At 59.4% G+C, this 21219-nt stretch carries 12 protein-coding genes; all 12 read left to right on the forward strand.

Features of this window, described 5'->3' with window-relative positions; translation table 11 throughout:
• The first annotated feature begins 53 nt into the window (after positions 1–53).
• The gene (locus GT003_RS23980; RefSeq protein WP_239566091.1) at positions 54–1529 is read left to right on the forward strand and encodes an extracellular solute-binding protein; all 1476 of its coding nucleotides are present in this window, start codon (positions 54–56) and stop codon (positions 1527–1529) included.
• 96 nt (positions 1530–1625) lie between these two features.
• Positions 1626–2744, forward strand: coding sequence for an ABC transporter ATP-binding protein (locus GT003_RS23985; protein WP_161702682.1), 1119 nt, complete (start codon positions 1626–1628; stop codon positions 2742–2744).
• Positions 2738–5758, forward strand: a complete 3021-nt coding sequence (locus GT003_RS23990) for an extracellular solute-binding protein (RefSeq protein ID WP_161702684.1) — start codon at positions 2738–2740, stop codon at positions 5756–5758. The genes GT003_RS23985 and GT003_RS23990 overlap by 7 nt, the downstream gene beginning before the upstream one ends.
• The gene (locus tag GT003_RS23995) at positions 5755–6741 is read left to right on the forward strand and encodes a carbohydrate ABC transporter permease (RefSeq protein WP_239566086.1); all 987 of its coding nucleotides are present in this window, start codon (positions 5755–5757) and stop codon (positions 6739–6741) included. The genes GT003_RS23990 and GT003_RS23995 overlap by 4 nt, the downstream gene beginning before the upstream one ends.
• Before the next feature lies 1 nt (position 6742).
• Positions 6743–7639 carry a carbohydrate ABC transporter permease gene (locus GT003_RS24000; protein ID WP_239566087.1) on the forward strand — a complete coding sequence of 299 codons (897 nt, stop codon included), beginning with the start codon at positions 6743–6745 and terminating at the stop codon, positions 7637–7639.
• Positions 7640–7654: 15 nt separating this feature from the next.
• On the forward strand, positions 7655–9877 hold the full coding sequence (locus tag GT003_RS24005; protein ID WP_161702688.1) for a YIP1 family protein: 2223 nt from the start codon (positions 7655–7657) through the stop codon (positions 9875–9877).
• The gene (locus tag GT003_RS24010; protein WP_161702690.1) at positions 9870–12215 is read left to right on the forward strand and encodes a DUF5696 domain-containing protein; all 2346 of its coding nucleotides are present in this window, start codon (positions 9870–9872) and stop codon (positions 12213–12215) included. The genes GT003_RS24005 and GT003_RS24010 overlap by 8 nt, the downstream gene beginning before the upstream one ends.
• On the forward strand, positions 12212–13267 hold the full coding sequence (locus GT003_RS24015; protein ID WP_239566088.1) for a carbohydrate ABC transporter permease: 1056 nt from the start codon (positions 12212–12214) through the stop codon (positions 13265–13267). Before GT003_RS24010 ends, GT003_RS24015 begins: the two co-directional genes overlap by 4 nt.
• A gap of 5 nt (positions 13268–13272) precedes the next feature.
• A complete protein-coding gene (locus GT003_RS24020; RefSeq protein ID WP_161702692.1) occupies positions 13273–14322 on the forward strand; it encodes a carbohydrate ABC transporter permease in 1050 nt (349 codons plus the stop codon).
• A gap of 79 nt (positions 14323–14401) precedes the next feature.
• The gene (locus GT003_RS24025; protein ID WP_161702694.1) at positions 14402–16543 is read left to right on the forward strand and encodes an ADP-ribosylglycohydrolase family protein; all 2142 of its coding nucleotides are present in this window, start codon (positions 14402–14404) and stop codon (positions 16541–16543) included.
• Positions 16544–16823: 280 nt separating this feature from the next.
• The gene (locus tag GT003_RS24030; RefSeq protein WP_161702696.1) at positions 16824–17564 is read left to right on the forward strand and encodes a ThuA domain-containing protein; all 741 of its coding nucleotides are present in this window, start codon (positions 16824–16826) and stop codon (positions 17562–17564) included.
• Between the two features lie 268 nt (positions 17565–17832).
• A complete protein-coding gene (locus GT003_RS24035; protein ID WP_161702698.1) occupies positions 17833–21084 on the forward strand; it encodes a fibronectin type III domain-containing protein in 3252 nt (1083 codons plus the stop codon).
• The last annotated feature ends 135 nt before the right edge of the window (positions 21085–21219 follow it).

Below are 21219 nucleotides of genomic sequence, written 5' to 3' on the forward strand. Positions count from 1 at the left end.
GCATTCAGATTCAGAAAAACCAATCAATATCGGAGGGGATTTTCTTGAAAAGGATGAACAAGAGAGGAACACTGCCAGCGTTGGCCGTCATCATGGCACTTTCCATGGCTTTGGCCGCTTGCGGTAACGACAACGACGGGGGAACGGGCAAGAACGAAGCGAACAACAGCGGTACGAAGAACACCGACACCACGGCACCATCCACGAATAACGCCGCTAACGACACCGCGAACACCACTACGCCGGATGCTCCGGCAGCCGACGAACCGGTTACGCTCAAACTGGCCACCTGGATCCCGGCAGACGACAAATGGACCAAAATGCTCGAACTCTTCAACGCCAAATTCCCCAACATCAAGGTCGACATGATCAGCTGGCAAGGCACGAAGACGCTGCAAGAGAACATTGCGGCCGGCGAACCGGTCGACGTCTTCTGGGCCAACACCATGTGGGAGCCGCTCTCCCAAGGCTACGTAGAGAATCTTCAGCCTTACATTGATAAAGATCCGGAATTTGGCGATTATCCATTCCTCCCCGGCATTCTCGACACCTTCAAGGTCGGCAACGACATCTACGGCTTATCCCGCGGCAACGATCTCGGCGTTATCTATTACAACAAGGACATTCTGGAGAAATACGGCATCGATCCGCCCGCAGTCAACTGGACCTTCGACGACATGAGGGAAATGGCGAAGAAAGCGACGAACGCTGCCGAGAAGACGTGGGGCTTCAACAATACGTCCTATAATATCGGTTGGCTCGCATCTACTGTTCCATACGCGAACGGCCATACCGAGGATATCTACGGGCTGAACAAGGCGCATGACAAGATCATGTGGACGGGCGACAATACGGCCGCGCTCGACGATCTGAACTATTTCTACGATATCGTAACGAAAGATCAATCCATGCTGAACTGGGGCGATTCCCAAAAGGCCGGTTATACGGGCGGCGACTTGTGGGAGAAAGGCCAGGCGCTCTTCAATTACGGCATCTCGTTCCAAATTCCGGGCTGGAGCAATCCCGACAGCGGCTTGAAATTCAAATGGGACATCGCGCCGATTCCGGCAGGTACCGCGACGCAGGCGAACTACGCTCAGAATAACCCGATGTTCATGGCGGCAGCGAGCAAGCACAAGGAAGCAGCGTGGGAATTCATGAAGTTCTGGACGACGAACAAGGACTTCCAAAACCTTTTGGCCGACAACGGCTACACGTTCCCGAACTCCAGCGACGCGGATATCCAAGCGCATTTCAAATCCATTCCTTCTTATGCGGCAGTCAACCAAGAAGCGCTGGCCTTCGCGTATAACCACCCGATCTATGATCCGTCCTTCGGCATGATCGGCGGTAATTTCGCCGGCGAAGCGACGGGCTACATCGCAGATCAGGTCATTGAGAACAAAATCAGTGCGTACGACAACCTGCCGAAATCGGCTGAGGAGAAGAACGGGCTAATCGCGCAGGCGAAAGCGACGGCGGATAAAGTATTTAAGGTCCAAGCCGAGAACGAGGCCGCGGCCAAGTAACTACATTAGTTTGCCTATGGGCTCAAACCTCAGGGTTCCTGGGGTTTGAGTCCCTTTTCCAAGATAAGCGCGAAAGCCGAAGGGGAGGCGCAGGTCATGAGCAGCGTGTCGTTTCAAAAGGTGTGCAAGCGTTACTCCGGCGAGAAACGCAACTCGGTCAACGATTTCAACTTGGAAGTGAACGACGGGGAGTTTCTGGTGCTCGTCGGGCCTTCCGGCTGCGGCAAGTCGACCTTGCTTCGGATGCTTGCCGGGTTGGAGGAAATCTCGTCGGGCGAGATTCATATCGGCAGCCGATTGATCAATTACGTATCGCCGAAAGACCGGGATATCGCAATGGTATTTCAAAACTATGCCCTGTACCCGCACATGAGCGTGTACGAGAATATCGCTTTCGGACTCCGACTTCGGAAAATGGCCAAATCCGAAATCCATGAGCGCGTGACGCGCGCGGCCAAAATCCTCGAAATCGAGGCGCATCTGCAGAAGAAGCCAAAGGCGATGTCCGGCGGCCAGCGCCAGCGGGTCGCGCTCGGGCGCGCCATCGTCCGCGAGCCGGACGTCTTTCTGTTCGACGAGCCGCTCTCCAATCTGGACGCCAAGCTGCGCGTGCAGATGCGGGAAGAGATCGGCAAGCTGTACCGCCGCCTCAAGGCGACGATGATCTACGTCACGCATGACCAAGTGGAAGCGATGACGATGGGCACGCGGATCGTCGTCATGAAGGACGGCAACATCCTGCAGGTCGCAACGCCGGAAGAGCTCTACACGAAGCCAGCCAATTTGTTCGTGGCGGGGTTTATCGGCTCGCCGCCGATGAATGTCCTGCGCGGCAAATTCATAGCAACGGGCAGCGGCGGCTACTTCGAGACGAAGGCAAGCCGGCTGGTCGTTCCAGCGGAGAAAGCGAAGCCGCTCATCGATGGAAAATTCCACGACAAGGAAGTCGTGCTCGGCGTTCGCGCCGAAAATATCGTGTACCGCAGCGACGAGTTGGCAGGCGAGGCGTTCGCGGACACGCAGCTTCAGGTGCAGGTGGAGATGAAGGAACTGCTCGGCTCGGACGTGTATTTGTACGTGCGGAACAAGGAACATAAGCTTGTCGTCCGCGTCGATCCGCGCACGCGGTTCGAAGAAGGGCAGTCCATCCGGATCGGCCTCGATATGGAGCTCGTTCACTTCTTCGACCCGCAAACGGAGGGACGATTATGTTGACGGATTCGCCGAAGGCAGCAGAAGCCGCAGCTCGCAAGGGGGCGGTATCGTCCGCCGCTCGCCGCTTGACCGCGCGCTTGTTCGCAGGGAGGCGTCTGGCGCTTGTTCTCGGCATGCTGCTGCTGTTTTCGCTGACGATGTCGTCGCTGCCGACGGTCTACATGGACGGCGCGAAGCAAGCGGCCGCTCCGGCCGAGTACGGTCTCGGGGACGGAACCGTCACTTACCTAGAGTGGCTGCACGGCGAGGCCGCCGGCGTTCCCGACGCCGTCATGGCTTCCGGAGGAATAGACGTTCCGGCTGCTTCGTATTCGTCCGTGTCGGATCAGACGCTTTTTCGGAAGCAGGAGGACGGCAGCATCGCGTGGGGGGACGGGGAAGGGTGGATCGCCTACACGGTGGACATTCCCGCGGACGGGCTGTATAACCTCGGCTTGACATACGATTCCGACGACGAATTAGGCCAGGATATCAATCGGGGCCTGTTGATCGATGGGCAGTCTCCATACTCCGAGGCGGATCGTCTCCTGCTCAAAAGGTCTTTCACGCAGACGGCGTTCCCCTTGGAGAAGGATGGCCACGGCAACGAACGCAGCCCGGATTCGACGGAGCTGAAGGGCTGGAAGAGCGTGCTGCTTGCCGATTACACGGTCAGTTCCGATCCGCTCAAGTTCCATCTGTCGGCGGGCAAGCACGAGATTCGGCTGACGTCGAAGCAAGCTCCGCTGCTGCTTAAGGGTTTGAACATCGCGGCGCCGCATGCCGTGCCGAGCTATGCGGAGGCTTCGGCCTCATATCCGGCTCCGGACATGGACGGTACATGGATGAAGATCTATGAAGCGGAGCAGCCGGCGTTAAAGTCCAATCCGTCGATCCGCGCCTTGTCGAACATCGGCACGCTGATGTCGCCGGAGACGACGGGCAAGACGATCTACAACAATATCGGGGGCGAAGGCTTCGGCGACAGCGGCCAATGGCTGGAATGGTCGTTCGAGGTGCCGAAGGACGGCCGTTACGAGATCGGCTTTCGGTATTTGCAGCTGTACGTGAACAATTCCTACGCGTACCGCGACATTACGATCGACGGCGAGCCGCTGTTCAAAGAGCTCCAGAGCGTCGGCTTCCCTTACGATCATAACTGGCAGTGGGACGGCCTGACGTTGTCGGACGGCAGCGGCAAGCCGCTGCTCTTCAACCTGAAGGCGGGCAAGCATACGATGCGCATGACGGTGACCTCGTCGCCGACCCGCTTGATCTACGAAGGACTGCTGCGCAACCTGAACCGGATCGGCGAGCTGAATCAGCAAATCCGGCGCGTGACCGGCATCTACGACAAATCGAGCTCCGGCGCGGACATGAACCGCACCTGGGATTTGGAGCAGTACATCCCGGACATTAAGCCTCGGCTGACGGAGTTCGCGAACGATCTGCGACAGCTGGCGGACCTGCAGGCGGCGAACACGATGGGCCAGGGAGAGACGGAAACTTCATTCCGCCGGGCGGCGGAAAACCTGCTGAAGCTGGCTGCCGACATCAACCAAGTGCCGAACCGGATCAATTGGTTCGAGTCGATGGCAAACGATCTTGCCAGCTGGACCTACAGCTTGATGTCGCAGAAGCTGTCGCTCGACTATTTCTGGGTCGCCGAGCCCGGCGCGAAGCTGCCGAAAGTAACGCCGACCTTCTTCGATAACGTCTCCAGCCAGTTCAAGCGCTGGGTCGGCTCGTATACGAACGATTCGAATTATCGGAGCAAGGAAGAAGGGGCGCTCGACGTCTGGGTCGTCAACAACCGGGATACGGCGGAATTGATTCAGAAGACGGCAGACGATTATTTCACGTCGAAGACGGGCATACCCGTCAGCGTCAATATCGTCAACGATCCGACGCAGAAATTCCTGCTCGGCAACATCGCCGGGGACTTCCCCGACGTGACATTGGGCTTGTCGGAAGAAATGGCAGGGGATTTCGGCATGAGGGGCGCGCTCGTGGACCTCTCCAAGCTGCCCGGTTACGCGGAGGCCGCCAAGGCATTCCAGCCGGCGGCGCTGCGCCCTTTCCATTACGATGGCGGAGATTACGCGCTGCCCGAGACGCAGGCCTTCTCGGTGCTCATGTATCGGACGGATATTCTGAACCAGCTAGGCATCAAGCCGCCGGACACCTGGGACGACGTCGTGAATATTCTGCCGTCGCTGCAGCAGAAGGGCTACGATTTCTATATGCAGTCGCTCCAGTTCCAATCGTTCATGTACCAGAACGGGGCGGATCTGTACACGCCGGACGGCTTGCAATCCGGTCTTGATTCCGACGCGGCGTATAAGGGCTTCAAGCAATGGACCGACATGTTCTCGCTCTATCAGATCCCGAGCAACGTGCCGAGTTTCTACACGCGCTTCAAGATGGGCCAAATTCCGATCGGCATCGCCGATTATTCGACGTATCTCTCGATTGCCAACGCCGCTCCGGAGCTTGCCGGAAGATGGAAGATACTCCCGATCCCCGGAACCAAGCAAGCCGACGGAACGGTCGCGCGCTGGTATCCCGGCTATATGACGACATCCGTCATCTCCGAGAAATCGGGCAAGCAGGACGAGGCGTGGAAGTTCCTGCAATGGTGGACGTCAGCGGAAACCCAAGCCCGGTTCGGGAACGAGGTCGAAGCGGTGCTGGGTTCGAAATACCGCTGGGTGACGGCGAACTGGGAGGCGTTCAAGCAGCTCCCATGGTCGCGGGAAGATTTGGCGGTCATCGGAGAGTCGCGCAAGTGGTTCAAGGAAATGCCGATCGTGCCGGGCTACTACATGACCAGCCGGATGATCACCGATGCCGAGAAGCAGGTCGTGCTGGCCAAGCAGAATCCGCGCGAGTCGCTGGAGAAGGCCGTGGCCGACATCAACCGGGAGCTGGAGCGCAAACAGCGCGAATTCGGCCTCCGCGACGACAGCGGCAAGGTGTTGAAGAAGCTTGACGTACCGCAAATAACCGAGCCTTGGAAGGAGGCGGCCCCATGAGTGCAACCGAAACCGCGACAGCCCCGGCGGCAGCGCGAGCCCAGCCGCTCGGCACGCCTCTGAAACGCAAGTCGGTCCTGAAGCGGATGCGCGAGAACGCGTCCGCCTACGTGTTCGTCGCGCCTTTCATGATCACGTTCATCGTATTCATCGCGGCGCCCGTCTTCCTGGCGCTGGCGCTGTCTCTCTTTCAATTCGATTCCGTTACCGCGCCGAAGTTCGTCGGCTTCGATAACTTCCTGTCCATCTTCACGGAAGACCGGCTGTTCCTGCGCTATGCGCTGCCGAATACGTTCTTCTATGCGGTTATCGTCGGTCCGGTCGGTTACGCGCTCTGTTTCTTTCTCGCCTGGCTCATCAACCAGCTGCCGAAGAAGTGGCGGGATTACTTCACGCTGGCGCTCTATATCCCTTCCATGGGTACGGCCGTCAGCATGGGCGTCGTGTGGATGGCATTCTTCGGCGCCGACGAGACGGGGTATCTGAATCGGCTGCTGCTGCAGTTCGGGTTCATCGACCAGCCGATCGCATGGCTGTTCGATCCCAGGTACTTCATGTGGATCATGATCCTGATCTCGCTCTGGCAGGCCATGGGCATCGGATTTCTCGCCATGCTGGCCGGGCTCCAGACGATTAATACGGAGCTGTATGAAGCGGGCGCCGTGGACGGCATCTCGAACCGGCTGCAAGAGGTCTGGTACATTACGATTCCTTCCATCCGTCCGCAGATGCTTTTCAGCGCCGTCATGTCCGTCGTCGGCACGTTCAAGGGCGGCATCGTAGGCTCGTCGCTGATCGCGTCGACCAACCAGGATATTACGCCAGGTAATTCCGGCCTGCTCATCAGCAACCATCTCGAGGACTACTTCCGCAATCGGTTCGAAATCGGCTACTCCGCGTCGTTGACGGTAGTACTCCTGGTGATGATTTACGCCATGACGCGCTTCTCCTTCCGCTTGTTCGGACCGAAGGGGGATGAGTAGCATGGCCAATCCGTTCCGCAGGCGCATGAAGCTGAAACGGCTCAGCCCTTTCATGCTGATAAACTTGGCCTTCCTGACGCTGCTGGCCGTCATTATGCTGCTGCCGCTGATCTTCACGCTGAACCAAGCGTTCAAGCCGGTAACGGAGCTGTTCCTGTTCCCGCCGAATTTCTTCGTGCATCATCCGACGCTGTCGAACTTTCGTTCGCTGCTCATGAGCGAATCGGTCATCCCGTTCACGCGTTACTTCACGAACAGCGTGCTCATGTCCGCCATTACCGTGACGGGCGTCGTCATGGTCAGCGCGATGGCGGCGTTCGGTTTCTCGAAGAAGAAGTTTCCCGGGAGCGCCGCGATGTTCTCGATCATCATCGTGTCGCTCATGTTCTCGCCGGACCAGGTGTGGATCACGCGCTACGTGGTCATCGCGAATCTCGGCATCATGAACACGTATTGGATTCATATCCTTCCGTTCCTGGCCATGCCGGTCTGCGTCTTCCTGATGAAGCAGTTCATCGACCAAGTGCCGGAGGCGCTTATCGACGCGGCCAAGATCGACGGCGCCAAAGAACGGACGATCTTCCTGCGCATCGTGCTGCCGATGTGCATGCCCGCCGTGTCGACGATCGGCATTCTCGCTTTCCAGCAGATCTGGCCGGAGACGGAATCCTCGCTGCTCTTCACGAGCGTCGAGTCGCAGCGGCTGCTTAATTTCTTCGTCGGCTCGCTGACGAACGGATCGGGCACGACGTCCTCGTCGGTCGGCTCCGTGAACGGCGTCGCGGGGCAGGGCATTCAGGCCGCCAGCGCGCTGGTCGTCTTCCTGCCGTTCGTGATCGTGTTTCTGTCCTTCCAGCGGAAGGTGCTGCAGACCATGGCAAATTCGGGAATCAAGTAGAAGGAGGCAGCTCATATGCGAATGCGAATCCGCACCGTTACCATCAGGCTGCTCTGCCTGACGTTCCTGGCCCTGCTCGCGCAGTTCGCCGCGAACCCGCGACAGGCACACGCCGTCGTGCCGTATCCCACGCTTTCGATCAATGCCGACGGGGATTTCATCAAAGCGCCGAACGCGTTCGTGCCGGGGCCGGTATGGCGGGGTTTCAGCGATCCGGAGGATCTGTTCATCGCACAGGACGGCGGCATCTATGTCGCGGACACGGGCAACGACCGAATCGTCCAGCTGAACGGGAAAGGCGAGTTCGTCCGAACGATTCCGGCCTCGGCGGCGGAGGGCAAGGACGCGAAGCAAGCGAAGGACGGCAAAGATACGCTGCGCGGACCCGAAGGCGTATTCGTCGACAAAGACGGGACGGTCTACGTCGCGGATACGAAGAACCGCCGCATCGCGGTGTTCGATAAGGCCGGAACGTTCGAGCGCGAGATCAAATCGCCGGCCACCGACCTGCTGCCGAAGACGTACACGTACGTGCCGTCGAAGGTCGTCATCGATAAGAGGGGCTTCATGTATCTCGTCAACAAAGGCGGGTACCAGGGACTGCTGCAGCTTTCGCCGGAAGGCGAATTCATGGGCTTCTTCGGCGCGAACAAGGTGAAGACGGATTGGCTGACGGCGCTGAAGCGCAAATATTTCACCGAGGAGCAGCTGAAGAAGGAGCAGCAGGATTTGCCGGGCACGATCGGCAACGTCACCGTCGACCGCAACGGCTTTCTCTATACGGTCAATGCCCGTTTATCGAACGGCCAGTTGAAGCGGCTGAATTTTGCCGGAGACGATCTGCTCGGGGGCAAGAACTTCGCGTGGTGGATAGCGCCGCAGGAGGTCGAACAGTTCGCCTTCGCCGACGTATCGGTCGACGACGACGGCATCATGACGCTGCTCCAGCGGCAGAACGGGCAAATCTATCAATACGATACCAACGGCAAGCTGATCTTCCGCATCGGGCTGGACGGCGTCGGCTCGCAGCGGCTCGGCCTGTTCAAGTCGCCGACGAGCATCGCCACGCTGCAGGACGGGACGATCCTCGTCGCCGATTCCGAACAGAACATGATCCAAACCTTCAAGCGAAGCCACTTCGGCGACCTCATGCACGACGCGATTACGGCTTACAACGACGGCCGTTACGAGGAAAGCGAAGGTACCTGGAGCGAGATTCTGAAGATCGACGCGCTGTTCGACCGGGCGTATCTCGGGATTGCCAAGCGCGACCTGCAGGAGGGGCGCTTCGACGAGGCCGCCGAGCATTTCAAAATCGCGTCCAATAAACAGGGCTATTCCGATGCATTCTGGGAAATCCGGATGAAATGGCTGTTCAAGTACTTCGGCTGGATCATGCTCGGGGTGGTCGCGCTGCTGGCCGCAGCCTCCGCCCTAAGCATCGCGAAACGGTTTCGCAAGAAGAAGAAAGCCGCTTTGCAGCAGATACTGGCTTCCGGCGACGAAGACCTCGGCCGCATGCGCTTCGGCGCGGGAGGGGACGACGCTCCGAAGCGGGCGGTTCCGGAAAGCGGCATCGATCCGTTCACGGGACTCATCCGCTCGAAGACGAACAACCGCTGGCTCATCTCGGTGCAGCGGACGTTCAGCCTGCTGAAGCACCCCGTCGGCACGATGAACGATATCGTGGAGAAGGAACAAGTACGGTTCTGGTATGCCTTTATTCTCATGGCGGCCGGCCTTCTCGTCAGCATCTTCGGCAAGGCCATCATCAGCTATTTGTTCAGCAGCGGCGAGTTTGTCGACTTGAATCTCAAGAACGAAGCGCTCTATTATCTGCTTCCCTGGTTCACGTGGGTGCTGGCGAACTATCTTATCGGGTCCATCATGAAGGGCGAAGGCACGTTCGCGAAGGTATTCATCGTGAATGCCTACGCCATGGTGCCCGCGATTCTCTTCACGCTGCCGCTTGCGGCGTTCTCTAACCTGCTGACGCTCGACGAAGGCGTAATTTATAACTTCCTGCATCTGGTCATTCGAATCTGGGTGGTGGCGCTCATGTTCTTGGGGACGCAGACCGTTCACAACTACAACATGAAGGAGTCGCTCAAGATGATCGCGGTATCCCTTCTCACCTTCGGCTGCTTATGGGTATTCGGCTTCGTCCTCGTCGGATTGATGTACATGACGGCCGACTTCTTCACCGGACTCGGAAGGGAGCTGTTGAACCGTGTTTAAGTCAATCGGCAAGGCGTTCGTGCGCTGGCTGCGCAGCAAGGTGCCGGCGATGGCTGTCCTAATCGTCATTGCCGGCATCATCGTCTTCGTCCTGACGTCCGCAGAGCAGAGCCGATCGTTCCCGACCAGTTATACGCCGGATAAAGCGGCTGCGTATCTGGCAGGACTCGAATTCCAAAGCGGCAGTCCCTCCGGCGCGACGATGAGCTATGGCGGCATGACATGGGTTCAGGCCGCGCAGGACGGCGACGCGTCCTTATGGGTGGACCCGCCTACCGGCAAAGTGGCACTTGAGAGCGGCGGCATCATCCTGACGAGCAATCCGACGCCCGAGGAGCTGGCGGAGGAAACGAGCAAAGGGCAGAACCGTTCGAACCTGGAGTCGCCCTTGCTGTTCCGCTACCAACCCGAGGGACGGACGGCCGATACGTCCTCCAACGTGACGGCGGCCAAGGCCAAGGTCAAATGGCGTACGATCGATGACGGGATCGGCTTCCAGTACGAGATGGCGGACCTCGGCTTCACCGTCTATATCGAATACAGGCTGAATCAAGGCCAACTCGTGGCGCATATTCCGGAGCTCGGCATCGCCGAGAACAAGAAGAACGAGCTGACGAGCCTGGACGTACTGCCGTATTTCGGCGCCGCCCGTAACGATGCGAAAGATGGCTATCTGCTCGTTCCCGACGGCCCCGGCGCTTTGATCCGCTTTGGCAAAACGGTGCTCGATAACGTGCAGCCGTATAATTTCCCGATCTACGATCAGGATCCATCCGCTCCGTCGGGCGATCTGCTGAACGGCGATATGGGCAGCCGCACCGGCATTGCCTACCCGGTCTTCGGCATCAACCGGGGAAACGGCGGTTATATCGGCATCGTGGAAGAAGGAGTGGGGAAGACGAATATCGTGGCGTCGCCGGCAGGCATCGGCACCGGCTTCAATCAGGCGAATGCGCGCATGATCCTTCGCAGGTTCTACGAGGAGAAGATCAGCACGACGAAGTCGAATTTTCAATTCGAGGAGCAGCTGATCTCCCAGTCGTTCACCAGCCGGTACGTGCCGCTCGGGCAGGGAGCCTCCGACTATGTCGCGATGGCGAAGGCGTATCGCGAATACTTAATCGGGCACGCCCACGCCGCACCGCTTGGAGATCCTTCCGGACCGCCTCCTTTGCAGCTGAACGTGCTGCTTGGCACGAAGGAGATGAACGCCAACGGCAGCAGGTTCGTTGCCGCCACGACGCTGGCGGAAGCGGGGCGTATGGCGGAGAAGCTCAAGAAGGACGGGATAGACGCCATGCAGGTCGGGCTCGAGGGCTGGCAGAACGGCGGGTATCCGGGCGATCTGCCCGATCGCTTCCCGGTGGCATCGGCGGTCGGAGGAGATGCCGGCATGAAGAGCCTGGCCGCGAAGCTGAAGAGCCTCGGGGTGCCGCTCTATCTGAACGACGCGCTCCAGGTCGCGATGGAGAAATTCGGCAACGGCTTCTCGGTCGGCAAGGAGGCGGCGAGAGGCATATCCGGCATCTCCATTAATCCGAAGCTGTTCAATCAGAGCGGAGAGGCATCCTCTTATTACCTGCTTAATCCGCAGCGGATGCTAAACGATACGATTCCGGCAGCGATCAAGGGCTATAAGAAGCTCGGGGTGAGCGGCGTTAATCTGCTGGGTCTGGGCGGCTTGGTCTACGGCGACTTCAACGCGGCCCAGTACGTCGATCGCGAATCCGCGATCAAGCTCGAGCGGGAGGCGATGGCGAAGCTGAAGGAGGCATCTCTGGCGGTCACGGCTTCCGGCGCGCAAGAACTGCAGGGCGGCACGAACGGCGCTTATGCGTACGGTCTCGGCATCGCGGGCCACTTGGCGCATTTTCCGATGGATTACAACTACGACATCGTCGTCGACGAGCAGGTGCCGTTCTATCCGATCGCCGTGCATGGCTTGGCGACCTATTCCGGGACGGAAGGCAATCTGCATCCCGATCCGCAGGTCGACTTCCTTCGGGAAATCGAATACGGCGCGCTGCCGACTTACCTGGTGACGGAGAAGAATCCCGGCACGCTTGCGCGCACGAGCTTCTCTTGGCTGTACAGCTCGCAGTTCAGCGTTTGGGAGCCGCGCATCGCCGAGACGTACCGCGCGTTCGAAGAAACGTCGAGCGGCGTCTGGGGAAGCTTCATCGATAATCACCGCAAGCTGGCTGACGGCGTGTACGAGACGACCTATGCGGGCGGCCGCCGCATATGGGTGAATTACAACGACGCGGACTACACGGCAGAAGGGCATTCGGTGAAAGCCATGTCCTACGCCGTCGTGGAGAAGGGAGGCGCGCAATGAACGAACGGAGCGATATCGGCACAGCGTTTGGCACAGGCGCGCCGGGTGCAGGTACGGCTAGTGCGGGCATGACAGGTTCAGGCGCGGCGATGGCTGCAGGTCCCGTGCCGGCAGCGGGATTGTCAGGAACGGCGGTGGATGCCGCCGCGCCTAGGCAGTCGCTGACCGAGCGGGAGCACCGCAGCCGCAGGCGCAGGCTGAATGCGGCGGAATCGCTGCGCGGCCTTCTCTTCCTGCTGCCCTGGCTGTGCGGCGTGGCCTTCTTCCTGGCTTACCCGTTGATCTACTCGATCTATGTCAGCTTCCAGAAGATCGGCGTGAAACCGGACGGCTCCGGTCTGTCGTATACCTATGTCGGCTGGAGCAACTTCCGAGATGCGTTCATCTTGGATAACGAATTTCCGGTCGAGATGCTGCAGTTCGTCTACCGGTCGGTGCTGACGGTGCCCGTGTCGGTCATCTTCGCGCTTCTCGTGGCACTGATGCTGAACCAGCGTTTTCCAGGCCGGATGGTGTTTCGGACGATCTTCTTCCTGCCGGTTATTTTCGCTACGGGCGAGGTCATCCAGGAGTTGAATGCCCAGGGCCAGGGTACGATACCGTTTCTTCAGCAGTACAACGTAACCGATTTGCTCTATTCGACCTTCTCGCCTTCGGTCGCGAAGGCCATCACGGGCATATTGGATCAATTCGTCATCGTGCTGTGGTACTCGGGCATCCAGATCCTCATCTTCTTGGCGGCCTTCCAGACGATCGCGAAATCGACGTACGAGGCGGCTCAGATCGACGGGGCTACGCCATGGGAATCGTTTTGGAAAATCACGTTCCCGGCAATCGTGCCTTTTATCGTATTGAACCTGATTTATACCGTCGTCGACCTGGCTACGTATCCGTTCAACCCCGTGCTGAAGCTCATCACGCTGAATATGGAAGACGTGGATACCGGTTACGGCTATGCCAGCGCGCTGGGCTGGATCTACTTCATCATCCTGCTCATCCCGATCGCCGTCTTGGTGATCTGGTCGCGCAGACAAACTCGGGAGAAGAGGTGAGGCGCATGGCTTCAGGCAGCAACGATTTATGGAACGCTGAGGTGAGGAGCGGCGATGCGCCTCCGGTGGAAAAGAGCGGCTGGCGGTCCGGACTGGCCGGACTCCGCTGGAACGGAGGGACGGCCGCTAGGGCGAAGCGGATTCTGCTGGGGCAGAACATCAACGACGGGGTCCTGTTCAAAATCGCCTTGTACATCGTGCTGCTGTCGATCGCGGTCATGTATATTCAGCCGGTGCTCTACATGCTGGCCACGTCGTTCAAGTCGATGAGCGACCTGCTCGATCAATCGGTGACCTATATTCCGCGGCAGTTCGACCTGCAGGGGTATGACGATGCATGGATCGGGCTCGATTATTTGAAGGCGCTGTGGCAGACGACGTATATGTCGCTGTCGGCGGCTATTTTGCAGGTGCTTTCTTGCGGCTTGACCGGCTACGCGTTCGCGCGGCTGCGCATTCCGTTCAAGAACGTGCTGTTCTTCATCGTCCTGCTGACGTTCCTCATTCCCCCGCAGGTGCTCGTCATTCCGCTGTACGTCACGTACGCCAAGCTGAATTGGACGAAAACGGCGCTGCCCTTCATCATTCCCGCGATCTTCGCGGCCGGTCTGAAGGCGTCGCTGTTCATCATCATCTACCGCCAATTCTTCGCGACGCTGCCGAAGGAGCTGGAGGAATCGGCCAAGATCGACGGCGCAGGTCCGTTCCGCACGTTCGTCAAGGTCATGCTGCCGCTCGCGCGTCCGGCGATCCTGATCGTATTCCTATTCTCGATCGTCTGGCACTGGAACGATTATTTCGAGCCGTCGGTTTATTTGCAGGCCTCGCAAGCGAACGACTTCGTGCCGCTAGCCTTGCGGCTCGATCGAATGCAGGAAGCACTGAACCTGCACAAGTCGCTCGCGACAGGGCAGAACGTGCACCTTATCTTCGACATGAACGAGCCGCTCAAGATGGCGGGGGCGATTCTGATCATCGGACCGATGCTGTTCCTTTACATGTTCGCGCAGCGGTATTTCGTGCAGGGCATCGAACGTTCGGGCATCGTGGAATAGAAGCTGCGGCAGCGGTTCGCGGACCGGATCTTTCAACGGCCGGGCGCACTAAGACCGCCGCCGGGAGGGAGCGTGAGCAGTGGTGCTTCAACTGAAATACGAGGATTATTTGGATCAGGTGCACGGGGGCTGGATTGGCAAATGCATCGGCGGCGCGATCGGCTTCATGCAGGAGAATAACAAAGGCATCCTGCACTATACCCCAGAATCGGCCTTCCCGCCGGAAATTCCGGCCAACGACGATTTGGATCTGCAGGTGCTGTGGCTCCAGGAGCTGCTCGAGAAGAAAGGTTCGCGCTTCTCGCCTGCCGATGTGGCGGAAGTGTTCGCGAAGTATAACCTCCTGATGTCCAACGAGTACGCGATCGCGGTGCGCAACGTCGAGCTCGGCATTGGACCGCCGCTCTCGGGCAGCTTCAACAACAGATTGTGGATCCATTCGATGGGCTGCCCCATCCGCTCGGAGATCTGGGGCTTCATCTGTCCCGGCAATCCGGACGCGGCGGCTCGCTACGCTTATATGGACGGCATCATCGACCATGTCAGCGAGAGCATCTACGGCGAGCAGTTCTATGCGGCCATCGAAGCGATGAGCTTCGTGGAGAAGGATCTGCGGACGCTCATCGACACGGCGTTGGCGCGTTACGTGCCGGAATCGTCGAAGCTGAGCCGCTGCCTGAGGTTCGTCATCGGCATGTACGACGACGGCAAACCGTGGGAAGACGCCCGCATGGCGATGCTTCGCCGGTTCGGTTCGTCCGATGCCGCCGACGCGGTATCGAATATTAGCCTGACGGTCATGGCCTTGCTGTACGGCGGGGGAGATTTCGGCAAAACGATGATGCTGGCCGTCAACTGCGGCTACGACACGGATTGTACCGCCGCGACCGCAGGCGCCATCATGGGCGTCATCGGCGGAGTCTCGTCGATACCCGAATGGTGGCTGGAGAAGGTCGGCAAGCAGTTCGTGATCGGCACGGTGGACATCAAGCGGTATTCGTACGAGATTCTCGACCTCGCGAAGGATACATGCGCGGCCGGATTGTCGCTCGCCCGGGACGGCGTCATCGACGTCGACTTCATCAAGCTTCCGGAGGGCGCGCGGCCCACGCTGCCGCTTCCGGAGAAGCCGGCTTCAGTCGCGTTCGAGGTCGACTACGACGGCCTGCCGAGCATTGGCTTCGAAGAGCCGAAGACGGTGACGCTGACGGTGTCCAATGAGACGGCAGTCGCGCGGATCGGCAAGCTGACGTTCGCCTTGCCGGCGCATATGGAAGCTCGGATCGAGGCGGTCGAACCGCAAAGCGCGGGCGCGACCGATGCCGATGAAGTCGCGGCTTCCCGGGCGGAGACGAATGACGGCGCCGAGCCGAAGGCGGGGGCAGACGAGGCGACCGCAGCCGAGGAAGCTGCCGGGGCCGGATCGCCTGCAGCGGCTGCGAATGCGGCTGACGAAGGGCATGCGCCAGGGAATGCGCCAGGGAATGCGGCGGCAGACGTCTCTGCCGGGCTGGCGCTCGCGCCATTCCAAATCGCGCAGGTGCGGGTAACCTTTGCCGTGAAGCAGACGGCTGCCGCGCTCCCGCAGAAGAACCTGATCGGCGTGTCCTTCTTGGAGGAGGACGGATTATCGCACGATCATCGGTTCGGGCTGTCGGGCGCCGCCCGCGTCAAGCTGATCGGTCCCTTCTGGGACGATTACGACACGATGCGATTCGATGCCGATCCATACGGCGAGAAGTCGCAGAAGATGAACGGCATTCCGGATCCTAAGGCGATGTTCAACTCCTTCGTCAATATCGACCGCGCCTACATCGACGAGACCGACGCCGGCCTGGACGCCGCCGAAGGCGTCTACGTTAATCTGCACGAGGACCGGATCGACCTTCGGGAGCATGTCGGCTATTACGGCCCGTGCTGCTTCTACCTCGTGCACGAATTCCATATGCCGTTCCGCAAAGAGGAATCGGAGATGTTCATCGGCAACGACGACGCGTACCGGATATGGCTGAACGGGGAAATGCTCATGGAGGGCCGCGAGTCCGACATGTATATGCCGTACAACAATTTCCGGCTGGACGTCACCTACAAGGAAGGCGTCAACCGCGTCGTCGTCAAGCTGGTCCGCAAGGGCGAACGCTTCGACTTCAGCTACATGATGCGCACGCCGTCGCTCGGATTCCGCTGGTACACGGACATGGAACACGTCATCCGCGGCTAGCGGAGGGCCGGCAGTAGTTAAGTTTTAAAGGGGGTTGAAGCAAGGCGCAAGGGTCAAGTGAAACTGAACCCTAAGCCCGTGCCCCAAAATGAGCGACACGAGAATGGCGCGATGCGAGGTGGCCGAAGGCCGGCGTGAGCCGGAGCTCGCCTTTGTAGTGGGAATTCTACCGTTAAATGTTTATCCAATTCATGAATTCCCAACTACAACAGCGAGCGCAGACCGCGCCGGCCGCAGGCCATTCCCTCCATAACCGCCATGCGAAGGAGAGCGACCACCAATGATCAGAACCAGAGTCTGGGGCGAGAATTTTCACGACCGACTGAACCATATTTGTCAGCGCAATTATCCGACGGGGATGCACAATTGCATCGCCGACGCGCTGCGAAGCGACGAGATCGAAGTAAGCGTCTCGATCTTCGAGGACCCGGAGCACGGACTCTCCGAAGAGAACCTGAACAATACCGACGTGCTTATCTGGTGGAGCCATTCCCGCAACGAGGACGTCCCCGACGAGGTTTCCCAACGCGTGCAGCGCAGGGTGTTGGACGGCATGGGCTTCATCGCCCTGCATTCGGCGCATCTCGCCAAGCCCTTCCGCAATCTGATGGGCACGGGCTGCGGGCTCACGTGGCGGGAGGCCAACGAGAAGGAGCGCCTATGGGTCGTCGATCCGACGCATCCGATCGCAGAGGGCATCGGCCGTTATTTCGAGCTGGAAGAGGAAGAGATGTACGGCGAGCACTTCGACATTCCCGCGCCGGATGAGCTCGTGTTCATCAGCTGGTTCGAAGGCGGCGAGGTATTCCGCAGCGGATGCACGTTCAAGCGCGGCAGGGGCAAGATATTTTATTTCCGTCCCGGACATGAGATGTATCCGACCTATCATGACAAGAACGTGCAGCGCGTCATCTCGAATGCGGTCAAGTGGGCGAAGCCGACGAGTAACGAGCGGCCGAACTATTGGGCCAACGTACCGCCGATGGAGCCGCTGAAGAAGCCGATTACGGTCTTCGAATAAGCAAAGGCATCATGATGCCAAGGGGGTGATTCATGTAGGAGAACCGCCCAGCTAGAATCCGCAAGTGCGTTCGTCGACCCGTTAATGCATGCATTTCACACCAGTTTGGGGGGAATTGAAGCCTTTCATAGCAAGACGCGATCACGTTTATCAATGCCCTCGGAAGGATTCTCGCATTAGAAGAACATGCCGGCGATGGCGGGGTCCTAACGGCCGACAGGCCAAAGGATCAACGACATCCAGCCAGGCGATGGAGGGATTTGCGAAGATGACCGTATCCTTGTTTAGACCGAACGTCAGAAGATTGGTGTCCGCGGCGCTGGGCAGTGCCATGTTCCTGCTGCTGTGCATCTATTTCTCCGCTCCGGCGGAAGCCTCGAACACGACGTACTACGTTAATAACCAATCCGGCTCGAATTGCAGCGACTCCGGATCGGGCACCTCGACCTCGCAGCCATTCTGCTCGTTTACCCCGATTAACAATATCGGCACGTTCAGCAGCGGCGACCAAATCCTGCTGGCGCGCGGTTCGTCGTACAATCAGCAGATGGTCGTGAACGGCACCGGCTCGTCCGGCAACTGGATCACGATCGGAGCGTACGGCTCCGGCGCGCGGCCGATCATCAGCCGCAATTCCAACGAGTCCGATCGCGCGATCCGGCTCACGAATCCCGACTACTGGCGCATTCAAGACCTCGAGATCAGCAACGCCGGTACCGGCATCCTCGTCGGCTTCACGAATTCGGGCCACCAAGGGCTGGAGTTCCGCAATATTTATCTCCACCACATCAAAGGCATTCATCAAGGCTCCGGCAGCGGCGCCAATACGAGCAGCGGCGATTACATCTGGAATTCCGCGGGCATCGAAATCACGCTCAAGGACGGCTTTACGGAGTCCCCGTACTGGAACCAGCCGGTCATCAACAACATGCTGTTCGATTACATTTCGGGCGACAACAACCTGGATACGATCCGCATCGACTGGTTCGGCGGCGGCTACTCCTACGTCACGAGCGATATTCAGCGCCACGACGCCGCCACGAACGTCGTCATGAACCATCTCGACATTCGGGATAACGATCAGGGCGGCGGCACGACGGGCTGCGACGATTCCATGGCGATCAAGGGCGTCTACGGGTTCACGATCATGAACTCCACCTTCGACGAAGGCGGCAAATGCTATTCGGCGTCGGGGACGGCGAGCTTCATCCTGCTCTTCGTCAAGGACGGCAACTTCTTCAACAACGTCTTCACGAACGTGCCGAATACGGGCTCGCCGGACCAAGTGGCGATCGATTACGAGCACAGCTCCGTGAACATTAACGTCAATAACAACTATTTCGGCAACCATGCGGGCGCGGGTCCGTCGATCCTGGCGTTCAACTCCAACATCGCCGGCATCACGAACCACCTCGACAACCTGCATATCGACAGCAACGTCATGGTGAACAACGGCGCGTCCATCCGCATCGCGGGCGGCGGCCTGACGCCGAACGGACGCATCGGGGATAACCTGTACGGCGACTCGACGTTCATGACGATCGAGAACGGCGCGAACGCCGGCAGCATGAACCAAACGAACAACAAATCGATCTCGGCGTCGAACATTTATCATTCCGGCTTCCAATTCAGCGGCACGCAGGGCAGCAACAACTGGTCTTATCAATCGTACAACGGTTCGTCCTGGTCCAACCTGTCCTACTACGATTCGAGTGCCAAAGCATGGCAAACGAATTCCTCGACGTCGGTGCCGAGCGTCAAGCAGTTCGAGCAGGCGCCGGGCACGAGCGGCAAAATCGCCCGCGCATGGACCGCGCCTTCCACGGGCCAAATCAGCATTCGCGGACGCATCCTGAAGTCGGATTACTCCGGCGGCGACGGCGTCACGGCGCGCATCACGAAGAACGGCACGCGCATCTGGCCGTCCGGCGGCGACCAATCGATCGGCTACAACGATAAGGTCGGCGTCGAGCAAGTGCTGGACAGCATTTCCGTCAATGCGGGCGATGTCATTCGCTTCGAAGTGGACGGCAGCGGCAATAACACGGCGGACACGGTCAGCTGGTCGCCGGCGGTGGGTTACACGTCGTTTACCTCGGGCGGAACGGCGCCAAGCGCACCGACGGGCCTCTCGGCTTCGGGCGGCAACGGTCAAGTCAGCTTGAGCTGGAGCGCAAGCGGCGGCGCGACGAGCTACACGGTCAAGCGCGGCACGTCTTCCGGCAGCTACGGCACGACGGTGGCCAGCGGCGTCACGTCCACGAGCTACACGGATACGACGGTGAGCAACGGCACGACGTACTACTACGCCGTGACGGCGACGAACAGCAGCGGCACGAGCGGCAATTCGGGCGAAGCGTCGGCGACGCCTTCGTCGGGCGGCGGCGGTTCGTACGCGAAGGAATGGAACTTCGACACGTCGGGCAATTTGGAGAGCTGGAGCTTGGCGCACGACGTCAACGGTTCCGTGGGCAGCGGCTCGCTGCACGTCAACCTGACGGGAACCGATCCGTACATCATCTCGCCGGACAGCCTGAACGTATCGGCGGCCAATAACCACGTGTACCTGCGCTTGCAGAACAGCACGGATTCGCAGTACTTGGACGTGTACTTCAAACGCAGCGGCGACGGCGGCTTCTCCGAGACCTATAAGAAGACGATCTCCATCTCGCCGAACAGCGGCTACAACGTCTACGACATCGACATGAGCACGGTTTCCGGCTGGTCGGGCAGCACGGTCAACCAGCTTCGCCTGGACGTGTACGCCAACACGGGCAGCCTGGATTTCGACTACATCAAGATGGGCGGCGCCACGGTCAGCGCCCCGAGCGCTCCGACGGGACTGACGGCTTCGGGCGGCAACGCGCAGGTAGCCTTGAGCTGGACGGCCAGCTCCGGGGCGAGCAGCTACACGGTCAAGCGCGGCACGTCTTCCGGCACGTACGGCACGACGGTCGCGAGCGGCGTGACGTCCACGAACTACACGGATACGACGGTGAGCAACGGCACGACGTACTACTACGTCGTAACGGCCACCAACAGCGGCGGCACGAGCGGCAATTCGGGCTCGGCATCCGCGACGCCTTCTTCCGGAAGCAGCTACGCCAAGGAATGGAACTTCGACACCGACGGCAACCAGGAAGGATGGTCGCTCGGCAATCAGCTGACGTCCAGCGTTTCCGGCGGCTCGCTGCACCTGAGCTCCAGCGGCACGGATCCGTACATGTTCTCGTCCGATAACCTGGGCATCGCGGCGAGCGGCAACGGGCACGTGTACGTGAGACTGAAGAACACGTCGAGCTCTACGGGCATCCAGATCTACTTCATCACGAACTCGGATACGAGCTACGGCGAGAGCAAGGTCGTGAATTTGCCCGTTACGGCGAACAGCGACTACACGGTGTATGACCTCAACATGTCCGGCAACGCCAACTGGACGGGGACGATCAAGCAGCTCCGCTTCGACCCCGCCAATGCCAGCGGCACGATCGACGTGGACTACATCAAAGTCGGTCCTTGATTCGCGCAATCGCCGTAAACCCTCGCGGCCGCGGAACGCATCGTGCCGCCGGGGTTTCGGGTTCCTGAACCAGCACGTTCCGGCCGGCGAGCTGCCGGCCGGAACGATTTAAGGGGAAATGGGGAGATACCGGAC

This window comes from Paenibacillus sacheonensis, assembly GCF_009909195.1.
GTDB classification, from domain to species: domain Bacteria; phylum Bacillota; class Bacilli; order Paenibacillales; family Paenibacillaceae; genus Paenibacillus_Z; species Paenibacillus_Z sacheonensis.

What these genes read in the sequence shown, in the direction of transcription:
- GT003_RS23980 (WP_239566091.1), top strand. Translation starts at nt 54, where the DNA reads ATGAACAAGAGAGGAACACTGCCAGCGTTGGCCGTCATCATGGCACTT.
- GT003_RS23985 (WP_161702682.1), top strand. Translation starts at nt 1,626, where the DNA reads ATGAGCAGCGTGTCGTTTCAAAAGGTGTGCAAGCGTTACTCCGGCGAG.
- GT003_RS23990 (WP_161702684.1), top strand. Translation starts at nt 2,738, where the DNA reads ATGTTGACGGATTCGCCGAAGGCAGCAGAAGCCGCAGCTCGCAAGGGG.
- GT003_RS23995 (WP_239566086.1), top strand. Translation starts at nt 5,755, where the DNA reads ATGAGTGCAACCGAAACCGCGACAGCCCCGGCGGCAGCGCGAGCCCAG.
- GT003_RS24000 (WP_239566087.1), top strand. Translation starts at nt 6,743, where the DNA reads ATGGCCAATCCGTTCCGCAGGCGCATGAAGCTGAAACGGCTCAGCCCT.
- GT003_RS24005 (WP_161702688.1), top strand. Translation starts at nt 7,655, where the DNA reads ATGCGAATGCGAATCCGCACCGTTACCATCAGGCTGCTCTGCCTGACG.
- GT003_RS24015 (WP_239566088.1), top strand. Translation starts at nt 12,212, where the DNA reads ATGAACGAACGGAGCGATATCGGCACAGCGTTTGGCACAGGCGCGCCG.
- GT003_RS24020 (WP_161702692.1), top strand. Translation starts at nt 13,273, where the DNA reads ATGGCTTCAGGCAGCAACGATTTATGGAACGCTGAGGTGAGGAGCGGC.
- GT003_RS24030 (WP_161702696.1), top strand. Translation starts at nt 16,824, where the DNA reads ATGATCAGAACCAGAGTCTGGGGCGAGAATTTTCACGACCGACTGAAC.
- GT003_RS24035 (WP_161702698.1), top strand. Translation starts at nt 17,833, where the DNA reads ATGACCGTATCCTTGTTTAGACCGAACGTCAGAAGATTGGTGTCCGCG.